This is a genomic window from Fuerstiella sp., from assembly GCA_022447225.1.
Classification (GTDB): Bacteria; Planctomycetota; Planctomycetia; order Planctomycetales; family Planctomycetaceae; genus S139-18.
The window spans coordinates 153,536-179,034 of record JAKVAZ010000013.1 but is presented as its reverse complement, the minus strand read 5'-3'; the positions used below and the strand labels follow the sequence as shown (position 1 = coordinate 179,034).

Here is a 25,499-nt window from a genome sequence, read left to right as displayed (position 1 = left end):
TGATCACGCCGATTTCCTGTGTCTTATATGGTCGATGGAACCTCAGGTGTAATTTGACCAGTGATTCACAGGTCATGAACATCGCCCCGCTATGAACCGGTCAGCAACAAACACAGTCGATTCGACTGTGCAGCGATTCCTGGAATCGCCTGAGCAACTGCCATGACCAGCCGGGTCGCACAACGTGACGCTGAGACGCCCTGTTGAATCTGCGACAACAACACGGTTACCAGCCATACGCCCAAGGTGGCAAGAGTGATTGTTCAAACAACAGACCATGTCAACACCAACCATATTGTCATTGACCTGTTGACTCCGCCTTCAGCCATTCCCCTACAACAGAATACAACCGAGCCGCTGTCGTCAGAAGAACGACGTCGTCCGCCCACTCTCTCAACGGCTGCATTCTGCAGGAAGTAGTGAGTCACTGACCGAATCAAGCGGAATCTGACGTCCTGTCCCTGAAGCCAGCTGCAACTCAGTCTCTTCGGACAGAACAAAATCGATAAACTGTTGAGCGGTTTCGGAATTGCGGCACTTAGCAATCATGGCAACCGTGTTGGGCAGCACAATCGTCGCCTGATTCCTGAGTCTCACGGGCAGCATGGCGACCGGAAAACCGCCGAATCACGTCGCGAGCCAGCACGCAAAAAATCAAAGTCGAAGAGGAACGAGTCGCTATTCGGACTGGGAACAAATTTAATTCCCGGGATCCGTCATCCAAAATTCCGCCAGCTAAAGAAGGTCTGGTGCTGAAAGCCAGCTCAGACTTAGTATTCGCGCCACTGGTGCGGTCGGCCGGCAGAAACGGTTTAAATGGTACAGAACAAAAACTCATGCGTGTCTGCTCAAAAACACAGAACGTGTGACGCAAAACCGTGCCATGTAAGTCGATGACAGAACAACATTCCACACGGAACCTGTCGTACCGGATCCGGAAAAATCAGCCGAAGCAGTCTTAAAACCTGCTTGTGCCGGTTTTATCGAACGCGCTGACAGATTGGAAAAATGAGGACGGTGTCGATGGCGAAGACAGTAGAACGCCTTCAGGAATTTTCGATTCCACTGATTGCCGGTGTGATTGTGGCGGTGATCTGGGCCAATGTGAGCCCGCACAGCTATGACGCTGTCATCCACGCACCGATTCACCAAATCGGTGACTGGCTGCAGGCCGGCAGTGCATTGCCGATACCTCATGACGGCTGGGAACATTTCTTTACCCTTCATTTCCTGACCAATGACATTTTTATGGTGGTTTTCTTTGGAATCGCAGCCAAAGAGATCACGGAGTCCTGCCTGCCCAACGGGGCCCTGAACCCGGTTTCCAAGGCGGTCAATCCGTTGTTTGCCACGGCCGGTGGGGTCATCGGACCGGTTACAGTATTTTTGGGACTCAACGCCCTGCTTGGTCGGAGTGAATGGATGAACGGCTGGGGGGTTCCGACGGCAACAGATATCGCGCTGGCATGGCTGGTGATTCGGTGCCTGTTCGGCAAAACTCATCCGGCCGTAAGTTTTCTGCTGCTGCTGGCCGTGGCCGATGACGCAATCGGACTGGGGATCATCGCGATTGGCTATCCGGACCCTCATCATCCAACACAGTGGGGACAGCTGATTTGGCTGATCCCCGCCATAGCAACGGCTTGGGGCCTGCGACGTCGACAGGTTCAGAACTGGATCCCGTACGTCCTGATCGGCGGCGGATTGTCATGGTGGGGGCTGCACAGTGCTCACCTGCATCCGGCACTGGCACTGGTGTTTATTGTCCCGTTCCTGCCAGGACCGTGTCACGACGCGGGACTCTACCAGGGCAAAACACCTGTTCATTGCCACTCACCGCTGGAATCCTTCGAACATGACCTCAAACGACTGGTCGACTTCGGTCTGTTCTTCTTTGCTCTGGCCAATGCAGGTGTTGCTTTTTCCGAAGTCAATGGTCTCAGCTGGATCATTCTGACATCACTGATTGCCGGCAAGACGATCGGAATCACTGTGTTTTCCCTGGTGGCTCACTGGATGGGCTTTCGTCTTCCGTCTGGCATGACCGCCGGTCATGTCGTGGTGACAAGTGTCGTTGCAGGACTTGGCCTGACGGTCGCGCTCTTCGTGAGCGGGCAGGCGTTTTCCGATCCCGGACTGCAGGGAGCAGCCCGCATGGGAGCCGTTTTCTCGGTAGCTGCCGCCGGTCTCGCGGTTCTGGTTCGCAACGCTTTCCGCCTGCAGAATGTGGCCGGCGACTTCGTGGACACACTTGCCGTTTCCAAGGAGCGTGAGCAGGCAGTCAGTTAGCCGGACAGTGTGGTCTGTCCAGACGAAGAATCGGCTGGATGAAACTGACCGGGTGATTTACCCAGTCGATTGCGTCCGGAAGACGCGGTCACACAGCCAAAACGGCGTTCGCCCCACGATCCTCAATCGAGTTCTGTCCGAAATCGAACTCAGCCACCACGAATGGAAATTACCAGTCCGTCATGCGCAGGTTCGACGCCGTCCGGAAGTTCATTTTGAAGCGTGGGATAATCGAGGTCGTGGGCCATGTGCGTCAGAAAAGTCCGACGGGGGTTGAATTTTTTCGCCAGTTGCACGGCAGCATCCACGTGCAGGTGTGTTGGATGCGGTTTGTAGCGCAAAGCACCCAGGATCAATGTGTCGAGGTCCTGCAGATACTCGTTTGATTCGGACGGGACGGAAGACACATCGGTACAAAAAGCCACATCTTCGATTCGAAAACCAAGAATCGGCAGTCGACCGTGCTTCAGCCGAATGGGTATGACCTGCAACCCCAGCAGATCAAAGGGTTCTCCCGGTACGATCCGTTGAAACTGAAACCGGGGTGCAGCAAATCGGTGAGCCATTTCTTCCCGGTCGGCGAATGCATAGCCGAACATCTGCCGAATCGAGCGTTCCACAGAATCTTCACAGAACAACGGAAGGTCGGCATCCATTCGGTGACTGAAAATCCGCAGATCGTCCAGACCCATCACGTGGTCGGCATGAGCGTGAGTAAACAAAGCTGCCTGAATAAGTGAAGCTTTGTTTTGAATCAGCTGGAGCCGTAATTCGGGGCTCGTATCAATCACAAACTCCCCGTCAGGAGCACGTACCAGCACTCCGGACCGCATCCGACGATTCGAGTCAATGTCGGAAATACAAACGGTACAGTCACAACCCACAACAGGCACGCCGATACTGGTCCCCGTACCGGTCAGGACCAGCTCTGCTGCATAATTTCGTGACTCAGTGCTGCGGGAAGAAGTACCCAATGATGCCTCGGACAAAGATATATGTGTTTCCTGCCAGTGACCGCCCGGTGAATTTATCGATCCCGATTGATTTTAGGAAGAGTGCCCCTCACTAACTGGATTCCTTAGAATCTCCAAACGAGGATTCTCGCCTCAGGAGGCCGCGTCGGGGTCTTCTGTAACTGAATCGTCTGCCGGCCGCAGGCATAATCCACCTTCAGCAGCCGAATCCCGACACAGTTGCCTACGACGGAATGCCAGGATGTCACAATCCAAATCCACATCTCGTCCGCTTCAGCCAATGGATCCCCGACTTCGGGATATTCAGCCGGGGGGCGGTGTCGTGATTCGTCTGGAACAGAAGTGGGGAAACGTTCGGCGCTGGTGGTTAAAATTATTTCGTCGTGGATGGGTGCAGCGTATGGAGTCACTGCGCCAAGGTGATTTTAATCCGTGTCCCCACGACGTACTGGATTCCCGTGACCTGAAATTTCACCGAAATCAGGGTGGCTGGTACTGGGATTCCGCCGACGACCCGTTTCGCTGGCGTGACAGAATTCCATTCGCCCGTGTCGGACTGGCTGAACTGCTGGTTATTGGAGGCGGCTTCACTGTGGCTGGTCTGGTATTCGCATGGGCAGGATCAGTCTCAACAGGCACTGTTCAACTCATTGCCTGGTTTGCGAGTGCCGTACTTCTGGTGATTGCCGGCCTGATTGCATGGTTCTTTCGAGATCCACCGCGTGAGGCTCCTGCAGCACCCGGTCTGGTGATTTCACCCGCCGATGGAAAGATTGTGGACATCGAAGAACTGGACAACGACGACCACGTGGGCGGACCGGCGGTGAAAATCGGAATTTTTCTGTCCATCTTTAACGTTCATATTAATCGAGCCCCCGTATCTGGACGGGTGATCGGACTGGCTTACCGATCAGGCAAATACCTCAATGCACTGCGTCCCGAATCTGCGCGAGAGAATGAGCAGCTCGCAGTCATGATAGAAACCGATGACGGCCATCATCGTGGAATCGTAGTTCGTCAGATCACCGGTGCGATTGCCCGGCGTATTGTCTGCTGGCTCAAGCCTGGTGATGATCTGAAGCGGGGTGAGCAATTCGGCATGATCAAACTCGGGTCGCGAACCGAACTGGTCCTGCCAAAAGAAGCGTGTCTCACGATCCACACTCAACTCGGCGACCGAGTGAAAGCAGGTACATCCATCCTGGCCGACTTCGGGACCGAGTAGAATGCTGGTCGTGGCATTAAAGGTGGCCAGGTTGCAGGTCGCACCGATGCAATCCGCTGGGCACCCGTCGAGGACCCTGAGCGCATCAACAATTTCCACGCAATACTGCTGCATTTATTTGGCCTGAATCGTCTTCAGCTCTCGAAACGATTCGGCAGTTTTGACATTCGACTGACCCATGTCGGTGGCACTGTCGTGGGAAAACTGATGGGATGATAAACAGGGTGCAGAGTCCGACAATTGAAATGCTGAGAGGGGCAGGTAACGTTGACATCCGAGATATGTTTTCTTACGGCGACGGATCTGGCTGAAAAGATTCGGTCGAAGCAGCTGTCCTGTCTGGAAGTGATGCAGGCACATCTCACACAGATCGAACGCATCAATTCCAAAGTGAATGCCATCGTCACCATCGTCGCCGACGAAGCCCTGGAACAGGCGAAAAAAGCTGATGTGGCCCTCACGCAGGGGCAACCGATCGGTCCTCTGCACGGCCTTCCTGTCGCACACAAGGATCTTGTTCCGACTAAAGGCGTTCGGACAACCCTGGGTTCACCGATCTATGCCGATCACATTCCGGATGAAGATGGCCTGATTATTGAACGGTTGCGCGATGCGGGCGCAATCATGGTGGGCAAAACGAATGTACCGGAATTCGGAGCCGGGTCTCACACGTTCAACAAAATTTTCGGAACCACACTGAATCCGTATGATACATCCAAAACATGCGGCGGCAGCAGCGGTGGTGCAGCGGTGGCACTGGCCTGCGGTATGGTGCCGATCGCTGATGGAAGTGACACCGGAGGGTCACTGAGAAATCCGGCCAATTTCTGTAATGTGGTGGGGTTTCGGACAGCTCCAGGCAGGGTGCCTTTCTGGCCCACCGACGTGGCCTGGTTTCCCATCTCCGTCCAGGGCCCGATGGCTCGTACAGTGGAGGACACGGCCCTGATGTTGAGCGCCATCGCCGGTCCCGATCCTCGGGCCCCCATCTCCCTGACTGACCCAGGTGAAATTTTTCGTCGGTCACTCCACAGAAATTTCGACGGAATTCGCGTGGCGTGGAGTAGAGATCTGGGCGGTCTGCCTGTCGATCCCCGAGTCACTCACGTACTGGATGCCCGGAAAAACGTGTTTGAAGATCTGGGCTGTGTCCTCACAGATGATCAGCCCGATTTCAGCGACGCCGACGAAGTCTTCAAAGTCTGGCGAGCATGGGCCATGGAACTCAAACTCAACGAATTACTGGAAACCCGGCGGGATCAAATCAAAGACTCAGTGATTTGGAATGTAGAACGTGGGAAGGAATTAACAGGGCCGCAAATCGGACGGGCTGAACGAAAACATACAGCACTTTATCATCGTGTACGAAAATTTATGGAACACTGTGAATACCTCGTGATGCCCGTCAGTCAGGTGCCGCCATTTGATATCGATACCGAGTATCCGACTCAGATCGCAGGGACCGACATGGAAACCTACATCGACTGGATGAAGTCGTGTTACTACATCACTGTCACCGGACTGCCTGCCATCTCCGTCCCGGCAGGATTTACCGATGACGGGTTGCCGGTCGGAGTGCAAATTGTCGGACGACATCACGATGAATTTGGTGTGCTGCAACTGGCGCACGCGTTTGAACAGGCCACCGGATTCTGGAAATCCAGACCTGCCCTGGTGAGTTAACAAAGTGGTGACAGAAGCAGACGCTTCTCCCGATTCAATCCGAACTCGATCTGTCCACCGATAAGAACGAATGGTCAGCATGGCAGCTTCCCTGACGACGCTCGACTGGACCCTGTTTGTGCTGTACCTCGTCGTCGTGCTTGCACTGGGTTTGAAATTTGCCGGCGAACAGCGTTCCAATGAAGATTATTTCCTTGGCGGCCGGGCCATGAACTGGCTGCCGGTCGGCCTTTCGCTGTTCGCCACCACCTTCAGTTCGCTGTCATTCGTCGGACTGCCGCGCGAAGCGGCGTTTGAGGATTACCATCTCTATCTGGCGATACTCTATATCCCGCTGTTCGTATCACCGATTGTATGGATTTGGTTTGTCCCGCTGTACCACCGTCTGCAGGTCACCAGCCCCTACGAGTACATGGAACTGCGATTCGATCGTTCGGTTCGTCGCCTGTGCAGTGCCCTGTCCATTGTTTACACCATTGGCTGGATGGGCAGCATGTTGTATGCGGTGGGAGTCATCCTGCAGGCGGTACTCGATTTGTCACCTGATCAACTCCGATTGACGTTGATTGGCGTGGGGTTGCTGGCGACTTTGTATACGGCTCTAGGCGGTGTCAAAGCCGTCATCTGGACCGACGTGCTGCAGGCGATCACGCTGGGCGGAGGGATGACCGTAGTTCTGCTGATGGCAGTCGCAAAGATCGACGGAGGATGGGACACGGTCTGGCAGGTGGGAACGTCCGAACAAAAGTTCCGGATGTTCGATATGCGATTCGATCTGACCCATCGAGCCAATTTCTTTTCCGCCGCAGCCTTCGGAATCTTTGTCTATCTGCCGGCCAAGGCGATCTCTCTGGGAACGGTCCAGCGGTTCGTCTCACTCCCTACTATTGCTGCCGCACGACGATGTGTAGTCGTCAATGCCGTCATGTCGGCCACAATCTGCCTGCTGTTTTTCATCGTTGGAACAGTATTGTTCGTGTTCTACCATCAACCTGGAGCGTCAGGATTTCCACCGCTTAACAGTGAAGATCAGCTTCTGCCGGTTTTTGTCGTGACAGAAATTTCCCGGTTCGGTTTGACGGGGCTGCTTGTGGCAGGTCTGTTTGCCGCAGCAATGAGCAGTATTGACAGCGGAATCAACAGTTTGACCTTAACCATCGTCATTGACTGGATGCAGGGACGGCATCCCGGCGTGAGGTTCAGCCGATGGCTCTGTACCGGCTTTGGGCTGCTTACGATTGTTGCATCACTGCTCGTGCCCGTCCTTGGCAGGAACGTATTCGACATCGTTATCAAAATCAGTGGTGCCCTCTTCGGTCCGATGCTTGGATTATTTCTGCTGGCAATGTGGTGCAGAAAAGCAAACAGCATCGGCGCATGGACCGGGTTCGTCGCCGGAGCTTCTGTATTAATGATCATCTGGAGCGAAACCGAAGTATCACACTGGTGGTACGGTGCTTTTACCTGCGTGCCGACACTCGTCGTGGGATGGCTCTGCAGTCTGGTGTTTCCAGGCAGGGTTCCTCACCGCGGCACTGAAACATCCGCCAATGACCGCTGAATTCGGAACCGTTGTATTTACTCACGAACACGGCGTCACCAGCGGGATCGTAAAAAGTCTGCGATCGCGGTTTGAATTTGCACCGAGGCTTGTCGACAATTCGGATGTCTCTTGCTGACCGGTCTAATACACAACTGAGCAGATCGTACGCGGTCGCCGCTGGTGACAGGCAGAACGGCCTCACGCAGCCGACAGGTACGGATCGCGACATGTGTTGAAAGTTGTTGATAGAACAAAAGTCTTCAGGAAAGATCACATGAGTCGTCAAACACATCAACTCAGTCTGTGGGCCGTCCTCTTCTCTCTCCTGGTGTGTGGATCCCTGGTTGCGCAGGACCATTCGTCATTCAGCACCGAAAAACGGGTGCTCTGGAAGACGTCGCGAGTAACAGGCACTCCGGATCCTCCGTCGCCGTATCGCACAGTCAATGCATTTCCGAACATCAAACTGACCGAACCTCTGGCCATGACATCCGCTCCGGGTTCCAACCGGTTCTTCGTTGCGGAACAGGCAGGGCGCATCATTTCGTTTGAAAACGATCCCGCAGCAGATTCCGCGGATGTGGCACTCGATCTCACAGGCAAAACGCTATATGGACTCGCAATTCATCCGCAGTTCCGGTCGAACGGTTATGTGTTCGTCACCATTCTGGTAGCTGATCCTGCTGACGAAGATCTCCGGGGAACTCGTGTGTCTCGTTTTAAACTGGCAAAACGTAATCCACCAACGATTGATCCTGCTTCTGAAACAGTCATTTTCGAGTGGCGGTCGGGTGGTCACAACGGCGGCTGTATTAAGTTTGGTCCGGACGGGTACCTCTATCTTGCAACAGGTGATTCAAGTGGTATCGCCGACCAGTTGCGGACCGGCCAGGATCTTTCCAATGTTTCCGGCGCGATGTTAAGGATCGACGTCGATCGTCCAGGTACCGCGCAACCGTATTCGATTCCCCCTGATAATCCGTTTGTCGACATGGACAACGCACGACCGGAAATCTGGGCGTATGGACTCCGACAACCCTGGAAGTTTACGTTCGACCGAAATACGGGGGACCTGTGGACCGGTAATGTGGGGCAGGACCTGTGGGAGCAGGTTTTTGTCATTGAGCGAGGAGGTAACTACGGCTGGAGCGTTATGGAAGGAGGTCACGTGTTTCGGCCTGAACGTAAACGTGGTCCGACGCCGTTTATTTCGCCGATCGTCGAACACAATCACACCGAATTTCGATCCATCACCGGAGGTTTTGTCTACCACGGAACCAGGCTGCCCGAACTCACGGGCGCTTACATCTATGGTGATTACGACACAGGCAAGATCTGGATGTTTCGATATGACCGTGACAATGAAAAAGTGACCGAACATCGCGAGCTTGTCGATTCAGCACTACGTCTGGTGGGGTTTGGCGAAGATAACTCGGGTGAACTGTTCCTGGTTGACCACATGAGCGGACTGATTAACCGGCTGGAGGCCAGTCCCGCTGCCATTCAGACGGTGGATTTCCCACGTCGGCTCAGCGAAACCGGACTTTTCGATTCTGTCCGCGACCACCGGGTATCGCCAGGGGTGATTCCTTACGACGTCAATGCGCCTCAGTGGGCAGACGGCGCGACAAAGCAGCGATATCTGGCCTTGCCCGGTCAATCAAAAATTGAATTCGATGGGATTACCTACCCTCAACCTGCACCGGGCGCTCCACACGGCTGGAAATTTCCGGACGGCACGGTCGCGATGGAGACGATTACCATGGAGATGCAGCCGGGGAACCCGGACAGTCGGCGCCGACTGGAAACACGCCTGCTGCATTACGAAAAACTTGTGGGAAGCGAAACCGTCGGCGATCAGTTGTGGCGAGGCTATACCTATATATGGAATGATCAGCAGACCGACGCTGTCCTGCTGGAAGATCCTTCCGGAAAAGACGTTGAACTGTTGATTGGTGATCCGGCTGCACCGAAAACCCAACGAATTCAGACGTGGCATTTTCCCGGCAGGGCAGAATGTACGGTATGCCATAACATGGCGGCAAAATACGTCCTGGGCATTAACACGCTGCAGATAAACCGTGATATGAAATACGGAGACTCTGCGGAAAACCAGCTGAAGGTCTTTGCAGGACTTGGTCTGTTCACTGACGATCTCCCCGAACAGCCGGACGAACTGCCGTCTCTGGAGAATTATCGGGATCCCGACTCTGATGTTGCGCTGCGCGCCCGTTCTTATCTGCACGCCAACTGTTCACACTGTCACCGCAAATGGGGCGGCGGTAACGGCGAATTCCGCTTACTCGCCTCATTAAGTCACGGCGAAATGGGAATCAGCGACGAACGCCCGCGGCATGGTGGATTCTACATTCCTGATGCCCGCATGCTTGCACCAGGCGATTCGAACCGCAGCGTGCTGTTCTATCGGATGGCAAAACTGGGACCGGGACGCATGCCAAGACTGGGATCCGCTGTGGTCGATCAGGAGGGACTGAACCTGATTCATGACTGGATCTCGGGACTCCAGCCGTCGGAAGCAGGGAATTCAGCTGAAAGTATGGCTGAATTACTAAACGAACACACGTCTGCCGAAGCACGAACCGCCCACATTGACGAGCTGCTGGCGACAACAACCAGTGCCATTGACCTGATGCGTGTGACGGATTCTGATTCAATTCATCCTGCCATTCGAATCGAAGTCATCGAACGTGCGGCAGACAGTTCAGCCTCTCATATCCGTGATCTGTTTGAGCGATTTTTACCGGAGGATTTGCGGCCGAAACGACTTGGAAATGTGATTCGACCGGACGAAATCCTGTCCCTGACCGGCGACAAAGACCGTGGCGAAATGCTGTATCTGAAAGCAGCCGGTGTGCAGTGTCGGAACTGTCACAGGATCAACGGCCATGGCACCGAAGTCGGGCCTGATCTAAGCGGAATTGCTTCAAAATATAAGGAACGCAGCCGGCTACTCGACACGATTCTTAATCCGTCCCGTGAAATCGATCCGAAGTACCGTATGTATCTGGTACAGACGGTTGATGGTCTGGTGGCCACCGGCCTTCTGCTAAAAAAAGATGATCGCGAAGTTGTCCTGAAAGATACGAAAGGCAAGCTGACGACGATCGTTGCCGACAACGTCGAAGAGCTGGTTCAACAACAGCAGTCCATGATGCCGGAACTGCTGCTGCGTGACATGACATCGAACCAGGTCGCGGACCTGTTGGCATATCTGTCGAGCCTGAAACAACCCGAAACATCAGACTGAGTTTCGTTCTGGATATCTAATTTTGATCCGTAGACACGACAGCATCGGCTGAAAAATCGGACTTCTGTCCGCATGTCGCGTTTGATCATTTAGAGTCGCATATGTGCGTGATGGTGCGCATATACTGCAGAGCGACCGGCGGAAGCAGCTCGCGTGCTTCCATGCGACCGCTGGAAATGGATCAGGGACACTGCCCTTGTCCGGGTACTGCAGCGAAGAATGAATCTGCAGAATTCAACTTGGGAACGAATACTGCCATACTGGTTTGGTACCGGATTCGTAGGACAGCAATACGTTTGCTTCCCACGAACTTGAGCACGAACACATGACTGGCACAGACGACAGGAGTCAAAATTGACCGCCTTTGGATGGATGCTCGTAATCGGCATCAATGCCGCCATCATTCTGTTCGGCCTGTGGAAAGCCCGCGAAACCCATGAGTCTGTCGACTGGTTTCTGGCCGCACGCGGACTGCCGTGGTGGATGGTCGGGTTGTCGATGTTTGCAACAGCCGTGGACAGCGGCGATTACGTGGCTGTGGCTGGTGCCGCCTATCAGCAGGGCATGCCGTACATCTCAGCATGGTGGATTGGAATGACCGTCGGCTGGATGGTCATGACATGGGTGGTGCTGGTACCGATGTACCGCAGCGGAATGTTCACCAACTGCGAATATCTTGAATACCGATTCGGACCAACAGCACGAGTGATCGCGGTCTTCATTCAGCTGCAGACTCGAACCAACGTTCTGGGGAATGTTGCTTTCTCGTTGTATCTGACTTTTGACATGCTGACCGGCTGGGAACAGGATACGTGGTGGCTGGTGACCGGAATCGCGATAGCAGCCGCAGCTTACACTGCGATGGGTGGACTGAAGTCTGTCGCGGTTACCGATTCACTGCAGTCCGTTGTGATGCTGGTGGCCGCAATCATTCTGTGGTGGACCGTATGGAGCCATGTGGGCGGATGGTCGGGGATCGAAGCGAAACTGACGGAACACACTGAGTCAGGACGAATCACTGCTGAACAGGCACACGCCATGACACACGTGGGCGGTGTGACAGAACCAAATACGCCGGCATGGATGGTGGTGGTCGGGTTTGTTCTGGTGATGACATCCTACTGCGTAATTAACCAGTCACAGGCGATGCGGATGCTTGCGTCACGGTCGAAGTGGGACATGCGAATGGCGGCCGCAGCGGCTGCAGCAGTGACTGCATTTGTACTTTGGTTCAACATCACTCTGGGCGTCATGGGCCGGGCCCTGGTCCCGGATCTTGAAACCGGCGACAGCATCTTTCCATTGCTTGTCCAGCAGTATCTGTTTCCGATGGGTGATCTACTGACTGCGATCGTAGTCGCCGGGCTGCTGGCCGGCGGAATTTCAACCTACGATTCCATCGGCTCAGCACTCGCTTCGGTCTTTACCCGTGACGTCTATGCGCGATTCATGGTGCGGCAGGCCAGCGACCGACACTATGTCCAGATCTCGCGATGTGTCACGTTTGCTGTGATCGGGCTGTCATTCGTGTATATCCCGTTCCTGCAAGGCGGGATGGTGGCATTCTATCTCCGTTTGGTGGGTGTCGCCGTCATGCCGCTGCTCACCGTGTACCTGATGGGCGTATTGACACGCGTGTCCCGTTCTTCCGGTGCAGTGGGACTTTGCGTTGGCATCGTGATCGGCCTCACGCGTTTCGCGGACCCCCTCACGGTCACACTGTTCGACAGTCCACTGCCGGTGTGGTGGACAGGCACGTTCCAGGGTTATCTGTGGAGCTGTGGAATAACGTTCACGGCAATGATCATCACCAGCATGTGGCATGGCTGGGCATCTCCTGAGGATGTTGGTGCAATGATGTTCCGTGCTCATTCGAAACATCATGATGACAGGGAAATGGAATCTGCAGGAGGTTGGCTGGATTCGTCACGGATACAGATATCGGAAGCACCGGAGTTCCCGTTCGAGGTGCCGTCGGAGGGGCTGAAATGGTTTCAACGTACCAGCGTGTGGACTACGCTGGTGATTTGTGTGGTACTGTTGTTGAATCTTGTGATATTCTGGTAAGGTCGCGGTGTGCAGCGTTCAATACAAAGCAACACAACGTCGGGATTCCTGTTGAAGTCAACGTTGAGTCAACCGGCAAAGGCGCGCGCTCGTGCCAATCCCGTGCGACGGGCCCATCGAATCGCTGTCAATCGAACTGGAGTTGTTGTGGATGATTGAGTCGTCTGTCTTCAAAAAATTTGACACGGATGGCTATGTCGTAGTTCGCGGACTGCTGGATGTTGAACTCGATATCGCCCCCGTGATCCGCGAATATTCTGCAGTGCTGGATCGACTGGCCGGCCAGTGGCTGGCCGAGGGACGGCTGAGGTCAACGTACGATCACCTGCCGTTTTGCGAACGGCTGCTGAAAATCGTGATCGAAGCTGAGCCGGCCTACGATCAGCACTTTGATATCTCACTGCCGCAGGCAGACATCACTGATGAAACACCAATCCACAACGGTCCGGCAGTGTTTAATTTACTGCGCAGTCCCCGACTCCTGGATGCCGTAGAGCAGTTTGTCGGCCCCGAGATCTATTCGAACCCCGTTCAGCACACACGTATCAAACTCCCCGAACATTTGCTGCCCGAACCATCCCGCACAGGACTCACAGCGCAGGTTGCATGGCATCAGGATCTGGGTGTTGTGACCGACGATGCTGACAATACCGAAATGCTGACCGTATGGTTGCCGATCACAAGATCCACCGTGGAAAACGGTTGTATGGCGGTCGTACCGGGCAGCCATCACGATGGTCTGGCCCTGCACTGCCGCAGTCCCAATCCGCTGACGTTCAACCAGGTGTGTATCCCGGAAAACCGATTGTCAGAAAAGAATGTGCCGTTGCCAATGGATCCCGGCGACGTCCTGTTCATGCACCGTCAGACACAACACAGTGGCCTGGTCAACCACAGCAATGAAATCCGCTGGAGTTTCGATCTGCGCTACCAGCCGATCGGACAGGCAACCGGACGACGCTGGTTTCCCGGCTTCGTTGCCCGCAGCCAGTCCAATCCGGCTTCGGAACAGGTCAGCTCCGAAGCGTGGGCCGAATCCTGGCGACAGACGCGACATGAACTGGCTCGTTCGGAAGACGTTGCATTCAATCGCTGGAAACACGGCGACCCGCGCTGTGCCTGAACAGACAGAGGATGGATCTGACCACGCTGTACAGTCTCCGGATCCCAGAGGGGTTCTCCTCGTGATTCCCGTCAAACCAGGTATTCGTGGTACCGCAGCAGCGTGGTTGACTTCCATTGTGGCTGTCCGGACTGATCACTTAAAAACCGGCAGCAACTGACGACGGTCCCAGATTCTCTCCTGCCAACACCAGTGGTGTGGTCGTCAGAACCATAAAATCAGCAACGGCGATGGTCGGTTCTCACCACTCACTTTTGCCAGACATAATGCCGGTCTGAAACAACCGCCAACAGCACCACAAGAACCCAGACAGCCTGACAGAGGCATTTAACAGGCATGCATCGCTGCATTATATCTGCACTGATGTGATTATGCAGACACAGAGCCCACCGGGGTACTCCACACCGTGCGTGAAACAAAGCCCTGGAATTGGCAGTGTCCGTCCCGGACGTCGACAGCATTCACACATTTCAAAAATGCGTCTACACACTGCGGATCCCACTGCTGTCCGGCACCTTCCTGCAGAATACACGCTGCCCGATCAGCTGACATCGCTCGTCGATAAGATCGGTCACTTGTCATTGCGTCCCATGAATCTGCCACTGCAAGAATACGGGAGGACAGTGGAATCGAAGTACCGCTGAGTCCATCAGGATATCCGGTACCGTCAAAGGATTCATGATGATGCAGAACTCCTGGCACTATGCATTCGAAGCCAGGCAACTGCAGCAGAATCTCAGAGCCAATCACCGGATGCTGGCGGATTTTTTGCATCTCAGACTCGGTGACGGCAGATGTCTTCCTGAGAATCTCGTCGGAGATACCAACCTTGCCTATATCGTGCAGAAGTCCCGCCAGGTGAATGCGTTCGCATTCGATGTCATCCAAATGCAGCGTCTGCGCCGTGAGGTACGCAAACTGAGCAACACGGTCACTGTGTGCACATGTGTAGGAGTCCTTGACTCCGATGGCTCTGACAAGCTCTGCAGCGATTGTATTCGACAGCGCAGAACCATCGTCACAGGTCAAATTCGCTGAAACGGTTCCACCGGAAGGCCCAGCAAACACCCTGATCAGCTGACCATTGTGATGGAACTCCATGAAGTGACCATCAGGCTTCAGGACGGATGTCCTGCAACCACGTTCTCCGAGAGATGACACAGTCTGAAAGGCTGGCTGTTGCTGGCTGGCGAACAGGATCATGGCCCCTTTTCATTCAAATGATGAGATCATGAAGCACGGTGAATCACAAATTCCCGAACCTGGCCGATCTCAACCTCAATAAACCACGCCTCCGGTCGCACACGGGAGACTTCTGATGTGAAATGCCCCATGCCCGGTCGGAGCATCAGAGGCAGACAGCGACTCAGCTTTAGCAAACAGATCCGAATGTCCTTGCCGATGATCTCAGTCACCAGCGGCAGACATTGCAACTGATGGAAACCACAAAATCGCTTCTGCCACAACAACCCAAAACAAAGGCATTATCCGTACCAGCCATGCGGCCCCTACAACCAGCACATACGGAAATTCAACATAACATATTATTTCTCAGACATTTATGGCGGACCGCACCGTCCTCAGGTGCAAGAAGATGGCTTGAGGAATGATCATGTTCTTGACAACAATGTTAAGCAGGGTGTTAACCTTACTTAACATCGAGTCTGTAACGAAAACAAAAGGAAGGGGCTGCGCTGCCTAAATCGCACGGTTAATCAACAAGTGTCCCGGCAGCACAATCAATGGTCTTTGAACCCGTGAATAGCCGGTCACCGAGACGGCAGCCGGAACAAGCGGCGGCTGCTGAATCTCATACACCCGGTCACATGGATCTGGTTTTCTGCCGGCCGGATTTCACACTTCTGTCCTGTTCTTAGTCGACAATTTCGGCTCCAGGTTCTCTCATTCCGGTAGTCCTGCTTATGGACTTTGAGACTCGTTTCTCTTTCTGGTGCTGACCGGCGAACTCGAAAAAGACAACCCTCGGTGCATAATATTCGGCGACACAGCCGTAAATTTTCGATTCTCCACGACGGCTCCGGGAGTCACGGCCTTGCTGGAATGACCGGATCCCAGAGGGGACACGCTGCGAACAGGAAATCAAAGAACTCCTGATAAACCTGCAACATCTTGATGCTGTTTAACCCTGGCAATGATCTGGTCGGTCGGTGGTGATCTGCGCCGGCACGCTGGCATCAGGTATCTCGTGTGACCTGGTGTTCCGGTTCCTGTTAGGATGGAAGTCCGTGTAACCAAGCCACCTTTGGAATCCCTGGAATGAATACCAATCCGCAATCCACATATGGAACATCAATGATGCAGCGAATTGCAGATCGACGCAGTTTTTTGCGTTCGGCCGCACAGGTAACAGCGGCAGCTGGTCTCTATTCGACCTCAACGACCCGTGGCAGGCAAAACGGTCAGAACAACACCCCCGCGCAACCTGTCATCGACACCCACATGCATGTCTGGGCCAGGAAAGATTCACCCCTTTACCCTTTTCCTTATCCATACGGAAACACGTTCGATGGGCCTCCCCACGAAGCCACGGTCGAAATGTTAATCGAAGATATGGATCGTCACGGGTGTACCCACGCTGTCCTCGTTCAGGTCATCTATCACGGCTGGGACAACACCTACATCGCTGACTGTGTCAAACAGCATCCCGATCGACTGAAAGCTCACGGACTCATCGACCCGACAGACCCAAACGTCGCAGACAAACTTCGGTTCTGGATGAAGGAGCATGGACTGCACGGAATGCGGTTTAGCGCGATTTACTACCAAAACGGGAATCACGGCGGAGATGGCTGGATCAACTCTGCTGACACACATCGTTTGTGGAGGACAGCCGCCGATCTTGGAGCGGTCTTCAATTATTTCATCGCACCGACACAATTGCGGAAACTAGCAGTCATGGTTAAAGCCTATCCGGATGTGCCGGTGATTATTGACCATTTCAGTCAACTGGATCTGGGTGCTGAAGATCCTGAACCGAATATAAAACGTCTGCTTGCCATGGCGCAATATCCGAGTGTGCGGGTCAAGGTTTCGGAGTTGGCATCGGTGTCAAAGTCCGGGAAATATCCATTTTCGGACGCATGGCCGGTTATCAAACGTCTTTACGAAACATTCGGCCCGGATCGACTTCTGTTTGGAACCGGATATCCAGGTGCCGCCCGCGCCGATTACAGCAGACCGACACTGGACAAAGAGATTGATCTGATTCGGCACGAAATTCCGTTCTTCAGCAGTGAAGACGGCGAAAAGATTCTCGGTCTGAATGCAGCCGCTCTGTGGGGCTTCGAAAGACCGGAATGACGAAACCAGCTGTCGGTCGGCGTACTGGACGTGAAGAAGCAGGTCCCCGCGCCGGCTGATCCAGTACGGGGCATCACCCGCCGGTCAGGGCCCGTCAGTCGGCAACCCCGTTGTGAATGTTGTCAAGAACTTCGATTCCTCGGCCTCTGTCACTCGTGACCGAGGCCGGTGCCGTTGCAGGCAAGTCCAAACAACGCCGTTTCTTCCGCGGATCAGTTCCGAAACGGATCATAGCCTTCTCGTAAGGCACGAATCGCATTTGGTGCACGTCGTTCGCGGGCGTCACCGGCTCGTGGATACGAGGATTCGGATCTCTTTCTCTGCCGTATCTCACCGCTCCTGCTGTGACTGTCAGCATGATCAGGAAATCTGTTGTCAACTCGATTCAAAGAGCGGGCAGCACGCGAATCAAGTGCACGCGTCACAGAATTGAATTCGGAATCCTCCACAGACTGGACAGACACAGTCTCTTCCCGCTCCTCAAACAACAGATCTTCAAGCGTCGTCGTTTGCCGCAAGCGTGCTTCCTGGGTGTCAGTTGACCGTGGCCTCTTATGACTAAGAGACGCGGAGTCCCATGACGGGTCCGGAACGGAAAACGGATTGCTTTCCGACCATTCACCGGATTCATACGATTGCTCGTCATCCACATACCCGTCGCGGGGCCATGGACGTCTGCTGTCTGATGATTCGTATTCATCCGATTGGCTGAAGCCCGAATTGAACTCGGGACCGGACTCATCTGAGCGACTCCAGGTATGATCGCCAACGTCTGACCAGGAATCCTCATAGTCTGCCTGATCAGTCAGTGACTCCTCCCACCGCGGGCTGGCTGCCTCATCCGGAAACGGAATGGCCAGACGGTCTTCCTGAATGTTGCCAAATTCCGGAGGATCCTCGGGGCCGAACACCGGAGCATCGAAATCAACAGACAATGAACCATTCAGCAGTGACCGCAAATGACCGACTGTGCCGGAATCAGTCTCCAGAGAATTCTTGATTTCACCGGCAACGGATTCTGAAATCAGGCCGGAAGAACCGTGAGACACCGCCGCACGTGCGAGCTCCGGACGATCCGACCATTTTTGTATGTCCCATTCCCGAACATCCGCCCATGCCAAACCCAGGGCCGCCTGAGGAGCCCGGGGAATCAACTGGAATCCCTCCTGCGAACGTACAAGGTGATATTGCAGTGCCACAAACATCATCCCGCAACCGGCAATGGACCCCAGAATAAATGGTTTTAAGTTCTTCATGATGGCCTCGGCACATGACCAGCCGTACGGAACGACAACTCATTTTGACATCTCAAACCTATCACGCGGTGTGAGAAGAACTTGTGAACTAGCCCAAGATATGGCCGAAGATTGTTTGTTTTTCGAACCTCGAACGTTGGATCTTACCCAGATGCAACATTCAGGAATGCCCGCAGACCTTACCTTGCCGCTTCGCTCTTGCGGACAGAATCTCACAGACTGCTGACGATGCGGTCACCGCGATTCGCCTCCGGAACCGGTGCGATCGCTGTCGGGTTCCTTCTGATCCGATCATCATTTCCGTCCAAATCCAGGAATTCGGATCGTAAACGGTTGTCTGGTCCACAAAACCCTCATATTTTCCACTTGTGGGTTTTATGCCCCACAAGTTCTTTGAAATCCGGTTGAAAGTGGAAACAACGCCCATTAGAACGGAATCGTTATCGAGAACATTCCGATTTATCGGCAGCTCTATGTTTCTGACGGGTGAAATCAAACGCACGATTGACGAGCGGTTTCGTCTAACGTTGCCCCAAGACTTTGCCGAGGCCGTCTCAACCGAAACCGGGACACTGGTGGTGGCAAAGGAACAGGCGGGCTGTTTGAGTTTGTGGCCCGTCAAAGAATGGCAAAAGCGACTTGAAAGCGGTGTCAGTCTGCTCAGGCAAAAGATTGATGCCGGTCGAATGGAACAACGTTGGGGAGATGTCCAGCGTCTGGGCCGATTGCTGTCAACACGTCATCAGGAAGTCAGTTTGGCGCGACGTTCCCGACTTCTGATCCCGGAGGGATTCCGACAGTTCCTGGGAGTCAACGCAGGAGAAGACGTGGTCGTCGTGGGAGCGGTGATCTGTGTGGAGATCTGGAACCCGGTTATATGGATGGATGTTTTGCGTGATGAAATGCCTGAATTCGGGAACCTTTTTAAGAACCTTACCGAATGATGATCGGCACAGCCGCAGTTTTACAGCGGCTGTTTCCAAGAGATCTCAGACGTGACGGATGCAGAACGGATCGAAAGAGAGAAAGGCACGCTTGTTCGCTCAACACGTACCCGCCCGGCGGCACGGTTGCTCTAAGAAGCTACCATGGATGGCTGTTTGGCAGGGAAGCCGCCTTTCTCTCTTCGATCCAGCTTTGGTATGGCATGACGGTAGCCAAATTCAAGTTGCCCCGACCGGTGTTCCGGGACTATGACGGGTGCTATGGACAGGCATGCGTAATGGTAAGAGTCCGCCACTAAAGCCTGTCATTTCAGTCTGGCGTCCCACTTTCAACTGTTGATCGCATCAATACCTGCAGCCCGTCTCAAGCCTCCCAAACGATGGATGCTCGCGGCCACCCCTCGCTTAAATTTCGGTATCAGCCGGAACTGTGTCGGCAGGCCGCATCAGTGCCCCCGCAACGCCCAGAAAAACGTCACAGCCGTTACGAACTCCGTCGGCAATGTTTCGCTGTGACATGCAGGGGATGTAGACTGATCGACAGTCCCAAATCCGAACGACGCTGCCTCGATCCGTTCGATCGACACCCCTTCCTTCACTTACGAGTCGTCTACCTAAAGGCAGACGACAAATGACACAGCAACGATGAAGACTCGCGATCTGACGTTTCTGAAACGCCTGCGGCTGCTTGGTGCGGTCGAGGGAATCTCGACACTGATTCTTTTTGGTATCGCGATGCCTCTGAAGTATTTCGCCGGAATACCGATGGCCGTACGGATTGCCGGTTCGGTCCATGGATTTCTGTTTGTATGTCTCATGGTAATGTTTGTCCTTGCTGTGAAGAAAGTGCCTCTGGCAAAGGGACTCGCAATCACAGGAATCATCGCAGCTGTGCTTCCGTTCGGACCGTTTGTGTTTGATCGCTGGCTGGCACCAATCACCGAATCTGAAACCTGAGCTGCGAATCATGGGAAACCGCCTTGAGGTATCCGGAACAGAGACTGTCTGTCCGGGTTGACTGGTCACAGGCAGCTCATGCTCACACCCCTTTCGACACATCCACCTCCTCACTCGAAGCCAGCCTGTGTTTGGACTTCGGTGTCAGCAGACCGCGGAAGTGACGATCTCGACGCCCATTACTTTGTCTCGTTGTCGCCTCTACTGCTCGACGAAGATACCAGATAGGCGATCAGATCAAGAATCTCTTCCTTTTCCAGCACGTTTATCAGACCGCCCGGCATGACGGAAATCGCGGACGGACGGGAAGATTCGATTTTCTTTCGTGTGATTTTCGACATTGCAGCTGTGAGCGGACTGGTTTCGATGATCAACTCGTTTCCGGAAACACTCACCGTTCGACCCGTAACAACTTTTCCCGACTCAAGAAAGTAGGTTGTCTGACGATATTTGGGATCAATTGACCGGGAAGGATCAACGATCGACTCCCAAATTTTCCGCGGAGTATACCTGTTTCCCAAACCGGTTAAATCAGGACCAACCTGAGCGCCCTCGTGACCAATTCGATGGCAACGAAAACAGTGCGTCTTTGTTACTGCCAAACGACCTCGAGATAATGATCGTTTACTTAAATCCCATTGGTCCAGTGCAGGCAGCAAATCATTCCATTTCCAGTCCTGGACATGTGGATGAATTTTCAGACTGAACAGATTCGGATCTTCCCGGGTTGGTTGACGCACTAATTTTTTCTGTCGATGTTTGCGCTGATCCCTGTCAAGAGTGTCCAGAAAGTCGTCGCGAATCTCATCGATGACCACATTTACCATTTTCCCTCCGTTGAAGCTCATGGCACGTTGAATCCAGTCAGTCATCCGCTGTTGTTGGTTTGGCGTCCAGGGTTGCTGAACGTGTCGTAACGCCATCGCATGGTGGACCTGCTCCTGCTGAGTGGGTGCGGTTTCCATCCTGTTAAGCAGCGTCGGAATGATATTCGGCGTCTGCAGATAGACGAGCAGCTCTCCCAGTTCCTGATTGATTCGTACGTCCTCGTGGGGAAACAGAATGATCATGTTCGCTGCAAGTGTGTCCTGAGTGATTTTGTCAGGAGAGCCATGTCGCACGAACGTGAGTGCGTACAATCGCAGGGCAACCAGCAACGATTCCGTTTCGAGCTCCCCCAGTGCCACACTATTCATAGCCTCAAGGATGGCCACTTTGGGGTTCTCTGTCAGCGATCGGACCAGTGCCAGCAGGGCATGCAGTTTAGTTGTGACATCTGTTTCCTGTAAGGCTTTGTCTTTCCACCAGACCACTTCCTGGCGTTCCAAAGCGACTCGAGCAGCGAAACGAATCCAGCGATCTTCACTATTTAAATGCGGCCAGATGAAATCAACTGCGTTCGGATCGATCGTTGTGTGAAAACGTTCCAACTGGTGGCGCAACCGGCGTGCGTATGTACTCTGTGGGTCATCCGGGGAGCCTGTGCCTGCCGTTAGTTCTGGTTCCAGGTCCTGCCCTGTGTACGAAACGCGATACAAACCCGACTGAGATCCGCGACCTCCGGTAATGAAGTACAGGGCCCCATCATTGCCAAAAACCATGTCACAAACGTTGAGCGGCGCTCCTTCCATAAAGACTTCATATTGAGCCACATAGCTGGAACCACGAGGTGTCAGATAAGCGGCTAAGAGACGCCCGTTTTGCCAGTCTGCCATTAACAGCGCCGATTGATATTTAGCCGGAAAGCGACCAGCCGCGGCAAAAATCATTCCCGTGGGTGAGCCGAGGCCTGTGTCCAGAGTTGTCGGCAAACTGTCCGCGAAGTAGTTAGACCATTTACCCGTTCTCCAGCGCCATCCGTATTCACCTGCTGATACGATATGGTTCAAGCGTGTTGGCCGGTACCACGGCAGGCCTACATCCCATTCCATATCGGCATCACAGGTAAACAGTTCTCCATCGTCGTTAAACGCCATGTCAAATTGATTCCGCAATCCTCCTGCGATGACTTCCCAGTGACGTCCGTCGGCGTCTGTACGTAAGATATGCCCGACACGATTGTCCTCCCCCAAGTCGTAGGGGTTGGGCAACAACCAATCGTTTTGCGGGTCACGATAAGCCGAGTCGCCTGTAACCTGCCTGGGAAACGAGACATCGTTTCCGTTGGCGATATAGAGCATGCCATCTGGTCCCAACACGACTTGATTCGTACCGTGGCCGTAACGACTGCGGTAGTCCATCTGGCATAACAATCGGACGTCGTCAAACCGGTCATCACCGTTGGTGTCCTGTAAACGGTAGAACCCACTGCTGTTTGTGGCTGCAACATACAGGCTGTTGTATGCCCACAACACACCACGGCAATGCTTCAACGAATCGTTGATCATTTCGAACGACAAGTCACGTGGTCCATCGACCGCAATACGAGCGATTCCCTGTTCATCAATGCCAACAATGAAACGTCCTTGATCGTCCAGTGTCATGCTGATCCAGGACCCCTGCTCCTCCGTCGCAGAATGCAGCAACTCGACACGAAATCCCGGGGGTGTCTGAATCGAATCTGGTTGCGTTGCCTGCCCGGCCAAACTGTTTTCACAGATTATTGACGACAGGACACCCAGCAACAGTATCGAGGTTAGAAGGATTCGTGGAGGCCGTGTTTGAGATGGAATGAGATAGAACATCGCCGGAAACAATCATCTGTTCGTGAGACATTGCTTAAGTCTTACATGCTGTGACGTTGAAACAGGAAGCACATAGACCTCCAATGTCAAATCGATTTCGCTCAGCCCAACAGAGTCAGCCCCTGAAGGTCTGTCTGAGTGCGAAACAGATGGCCTTCTGTTGATGTCACATACAGTACCGTAAGATCTTGATCTCCAAACGCACAGTTTGTAGGTCGTTTCGCAGGAACATCGTGTCGTTGGAGAACCTCGCCAGTCGGTGAAAACACATAAATCGACGGGCCGGGACCGCCCAGTTCAAATCCCGCAGTGGCGATGATGTTGCCACTGGTGTCCAGGCACATTCCGTCCACACCCCTGTGTTCACCAAAATCGTGCAGTACCGAAAATGAACCCAGACTGCCGTCGTCTTCGACCGGATACGCCCGCAATTCACGTTTTTCATCCGAACGCCGCCCACTTTGCGCAACGTACAGTGTCCTGCTGTCCAGCGAAAACAGCAGCCCGTTGGGACGTGTGGTGTCAAACGTCATTCGATCGACGGTCCAGCGACTATCGTCTTTCGGCGTCAGACGATAGACGGAATCATGATCCAATTTCCTGTTGCTGCGATCGTAGCTGAACGGCCCTCCGGAACCTTCATAAAACGGATCCGTAAACCAGACTCGCCCGTGCGGGTCGATCACCAGGTCGTTGGGAAGATTCAGCGGGACTCCTTCAAAAGAGTCAACGAGGACAGTAACAGCTCCATTGTGTTCGTAACGAACGACCCTGCGTGCGCCACCTTCACACGCAAGAATCCGCTTTTCAGCATCCATCACCAATCCGTTGGCGTAGTTGGTGTTGTCTCGATGGATCGTCAGTTTTTTTTTGTGCGGATCGTAGCGCATGATCCGACACGCCTGAATCTGAGTGTACAGCAGCGAGGTGCCGTCCCAAACAGGTCCCTCACTCACATCGCCGTAAGGGGGCTGAAGCAGTTCGAATTCCCAGGTCATCGTCAGACTTTCCAAAACTAAGTGACACAGACCATCATCAGGATCTGCAAGCTGCAGTGTATCAGCTGCTCCGGTTCACTGCAGACATGTGAGAGATCATACAGGCGACAGCATGAAAATGATGCGGGCCGCAGATTCACAGATAAACAGATTGAGTATGAACCCGGCCCTGGAGTAATCACAACAACCATCGAACACAGCCTGGCTCCGGAATTTCGACAGCGATCCTGTCAAAGGTCCTGGTGGCGCAGAGCATCGCCTGACAACCACGCTGTAAAGTCACACCGTGAAATCGGGGCTGACATCCACGATGTGTCGGGCAACGGCAGTCTCAGAGCCTCCTCAACCGACAGCCAGCCGCGACTCAGCGGCATGGAGCTCACCGATCCCTTACGGGTTTTCCAGGCAAACGATTTCCGTTGTTCCGACTTGAGTGCGACAGCCAGCGTCGTGCGAACGTCCTGCGCCACATACTCCGTAACTGTTTCGAACCTGCCCTCAGCCCACAGCGACGGTGCATCCATTCCTTCCACTCCGGCCAGCTTGCCTGGTAGTCCGAGTCCGGACGCCGCATTCCCCAGCGAAACCGGAAAGCCTTTCTCACAGACCACGTGGAACATCATGTCAACATGAGCAGTCGCAAGTTCCCTGCAACTCCCCACAAGTCCCGACTCTTCGGCCAGAACATCCAGATCGAATGAAAGGCCGTTCCAGGAAAGTGGCGTTAATCCCTGACGTGAGACTTCCAGCAGATACTGAACGAACGCAGTGACGTCTTCGCGGGACATTTGAGGCGCAGGTTGATTATTACTGCTGTGAGTCATCCACACACGAGGTTCAGGATCCTCTGTTGACTGCGAAGCGATGCAGGAAATTCCCAGCGGACGATGAGATTTCCAGTTGAAATCATCGCCGGGAACCTCCTTTGCAGTCTCTATGTCAAAAGCCACATACCTGCGGGTCATCAGATCACCTTATGCAACCGGCGAACGAAGTGTTAAGACGAACGACACAGATGAAAGAACATAATAACCATCCGGATATATCAGCTCCCGGCCTGAAAGTTGACCCAGAAACAGCGGGACCGCTTACGTCGCCCGATCAATTTTCACCTGCAACTGTCTCAGACATATTATCCGGAATGAAACTGATATGCCTGTGGTCGAT

General features: G+C 53.8%; 19 protein-coding genes. 11 read left to right on the top strand and 8 right to left on the bottom strand.

The window, feature by feature from the left end; all coding sequences use genetic code 11:
* Positions 1–393 precede the first annotated feature (393 nt).
* Positions 394–606 (bottom strand): hypothetical protein, encoded by a 213-nt coding sequence (locus MK110_15795; protein MCH2212767.1) that lies wholly within the window; start codon positions 604–606, stop codon positions 394–396.
* Positions 607–1,023: 417 nt separating this feature from the next.
* Here MK110_15795 and MK110_15790 point away from each other — a divergent pair, with 417 nt between their 5' ends.
* The gene (locus tag MK110_15790) at positions 1,024–2,289 is read left to right on the top strand and encodes a Na+/H+ antiporter NhaA (protein MCH2212766.1); all 1,266 of its coding nucleotides are present in this window, start codon (positions 1,024–1,026) and stop codon (positions 2,287–2,289) included.
* A gap of 149 nt (positions 2,290–2,438) precedes the next feature.
* On the opposite strand, the gene MK110_15785 is transcribed toward MK110_15790, so the two are convergent.
* Positions 2,439–3,278 (bottom strand): MBL fold metallo-hydrolase, encoded by an 840-nt coding sequence (locus MK110_15785; GenBank protein MCH2212765.1) that lies wholly within the window; start codon positions 3,276–3,278, stop codon positions 2,439–2,441.
* 226 nt (positions 3,279–3,504) lie between these two features.
* On the opposite strand from MK110_15785, the gene MK110_15780 reads away from it, so the two are divergent.
* The 6 genes from MK110_15780 to MK110_15755 all read left to right on the top strand — a co-directional run bounded on the left by MK110_15780 (position 3,505) and on the right by MK110_15755 (position 14,172).
* A complete protein-coding gene (locus MK110_15780) occupies positions 3,505–4,488 on the top strand; it encodes a phosphatidylserine decarboxylase family protein (protein MCH2212764.1) in 984 nt (327 codons plus the stop codon).
* Positions 4,489–4,755: 267 nt separating this feature from the next.
* Positions 4,756–6,171: an amidase gene (locus MK110_15775; GenBank protein MCH2212763.1), complete on the top strand. Its 1,416-nt coding sequence runs from the start codon at positions 4,756–4,758 to the stop codon at positions 6,169–6,171.
* Positions 6,172–6,250: 79 nt separating this feature from the next.
* On the top strand, positions 6,251–7,732 hold the full coding sequence (locus MK110_15770) for a sodium/solute symporter (protein MCH2212762.1): 1,482 nt from the start codon (positions 6,251–6,253) through the stop codon (positions 7,730–7,732).
* 256 nt (positions 7,733–7,988) lie between these two features.
* The gene (locus MK110_15765) at positions 7,989–10,982 is read left to right on the top strand and encodes a PQQ-dependent sugar dehydrogenase (GenBank protein MCH2212761.1); all 2,994 of its coding nucleotides are present in this window, start codon (positions 7,989–7,991) and stop codon (positions 10,980–10,982) included.
* Positions 10,983–11,336: 354 nt separating this feature from the next.
* Complete coding sequence (locus MK110_15760) at positions 11,337–13,049, top strand: hypothetical protein (protein ID MCH2212760.1); 1,713 nt, start codon at positions 11,337–11,339, stop codon at positions 13,047–13,049.
* A 91-nt stretch (positions 13,050–13,140) separates the two neighbouring features.
* Entirely contained in the window at positions 13,141–14,172 is a 1,032-nt protein-coding gene (locus tag MK110_15755) for a phytanoyl-CoA dioxygenase family protein (protein ID MCH2212759.1), read from the top strand.
* Between the two features lie 369 nt (positions 14,173–14,541).
* On the opposite strand, the gene MK110_15750 is transcribed toward MK110_15755, so the two are convergent.
* Together MK110_15750 and MK110_15745 are read right to left on the bottom strand one after the other, a co-directional pair.
* Positions 14,542–15,375: an HD-GYP domain-containing protein gene (locus tag MK110_15750; GenBank protein MCH2212758.1), complete on the bottom strand. Its 834-nt coding sequence runs from the start codon at positions 15,373–15,375 to the stop codon at positions 14,542–14,544.
* Positions 15,376–15,401: 26 nt separating this feature from the next.
* Positions 15,402–15,587 carry a hypothetical protein gene (locus MK110_15745; protein ID MCH2212757.1) on the bottom strand — a complete coding sequence of 62 codons (186 nt, stop codon included), beginning with the start codon at positions 15,585–15,587 and terminating at the stop codon, positions 15,402–15,404.
* An 862-nt stretch (positions 15,588–16,449) separates the two neighbouring features.
* On the opposite strand from MK110_15745, the gene MK110_15740 reads away from it, so the two are divergent.
* On the top strand, positions 16,450–17,493 hold the full coding sequence (locus MK110_15740) for an amidohydrolase (GenBank protein ID MCH2212756.1): 1,044 nt from the start codon (positions 16,450–16,452) through the stop codon (positions 17,491–17,493).
* Between the two features lie 212 nt (positions 17,494–17,705).
* Here the strand turns inward: MK110_15740 and MK110_15735 are convergent, their stop codons facing one another.
* Entirely contained in the window at positions 17,706–18,749 is a 1,044-nt protein-coding gene (locus MK110_15735) for a hypothetical protein (GenBank protein MCH2212755.1), read from the bottom strand.
* Between the two features lie 377 nt (positions 18,750–19,126).
* Between MK110_15735 and MK110_15730 the strand changes: the two genes are divergently transcribed.
* From MK110_15730 to MK110_15720, 3 genes are all read left to right on the top strand, one after another.
* On the top strand, positions 19,127–19,693 hold the full coding sequence (locus MK110_15730) for a division/cell wall cluster transcriptional repressor MraZ (GenBank protein ID MCH2212754.1): 567 nt from the start codon (positions 19,127–19,129) through the stop codon (positions 19,691–19,693).
* Complete coding sequence (locus MK110_15725; GenBank protein ID MCH2212753.1) at positions 19,690–19,992, top strand: hypothetical protein; 303 nt, start codon at positions 19,690–19,692, stop codon at positions 19,990–19,992. The genes MK110_15730 and MK110_15725 overlap by 4 nt, the downstream gene beginning before the upstream one ends.
* A 346-nt stretch (positions 19,993–20,338) precedes the next feature.
* Positions 20,339–20,650 (top strand): DUF3817 domain-containing protein, encoded by a 312-nt coding sequence (locus tag MK110_15720; GenBank protein MCH2212752.1) that lies wholly within the window; start codon positions 20,339–20,341, stop codon positions 20,648–20,650.
* A 179-nt stretch (positions 20,651–20,829) separates the two neighbouring features.
* Here the strand turns inward: MK110_15720 and MK110_15715 are convergent, their stop codons facing one another.
* The 3 genes from MK110_15715 to MK110_15705 all read right to left on the bottom strand — a co-directional run bounded on the left by MK110_15715 (position 20,830) and on the right by MK110_15705 (position 25,297).
* Positions 20,830–23,133 (bottom strand): c-type cytochrome, encoded by a 2,304-nt coding sequence (locus tag MK110_15715; GenBank protein MCH2212751.1) that lies wholly within the window; start codon positions 23,131–23,133, stop codon positions 20,830–20,832.
* Positions 23,134–23,435: 302 nt separating this feature from the next.
* The gene (locus MK110_15710; GenBank protein MCH2212750.1) at positions 23,436–24,332 is read right to left on the bottom strand and encodes an SMP-30/gluconolactonase/LRE family protein; all 897 of its coding nucleotides are present in this window, start codon (positions 24,330–24,332) and stop codon (positions 23,436–23,438) included.
* 230 nt (positions 24,333–24,562) lie between these two features.
* Positions 24,563–25,297, bottom strand: a complete 735-nt coding sequence (locus MK110_15705) for a 3'-5' exonuclease (protein ID MCH2212749.1) — start codon at positions 25,295–25,297, stop codon at positions 24,563–24,565.
* Between the last annotated feature and the right edge of the window lie 202 nt (positions 25,298–25,499).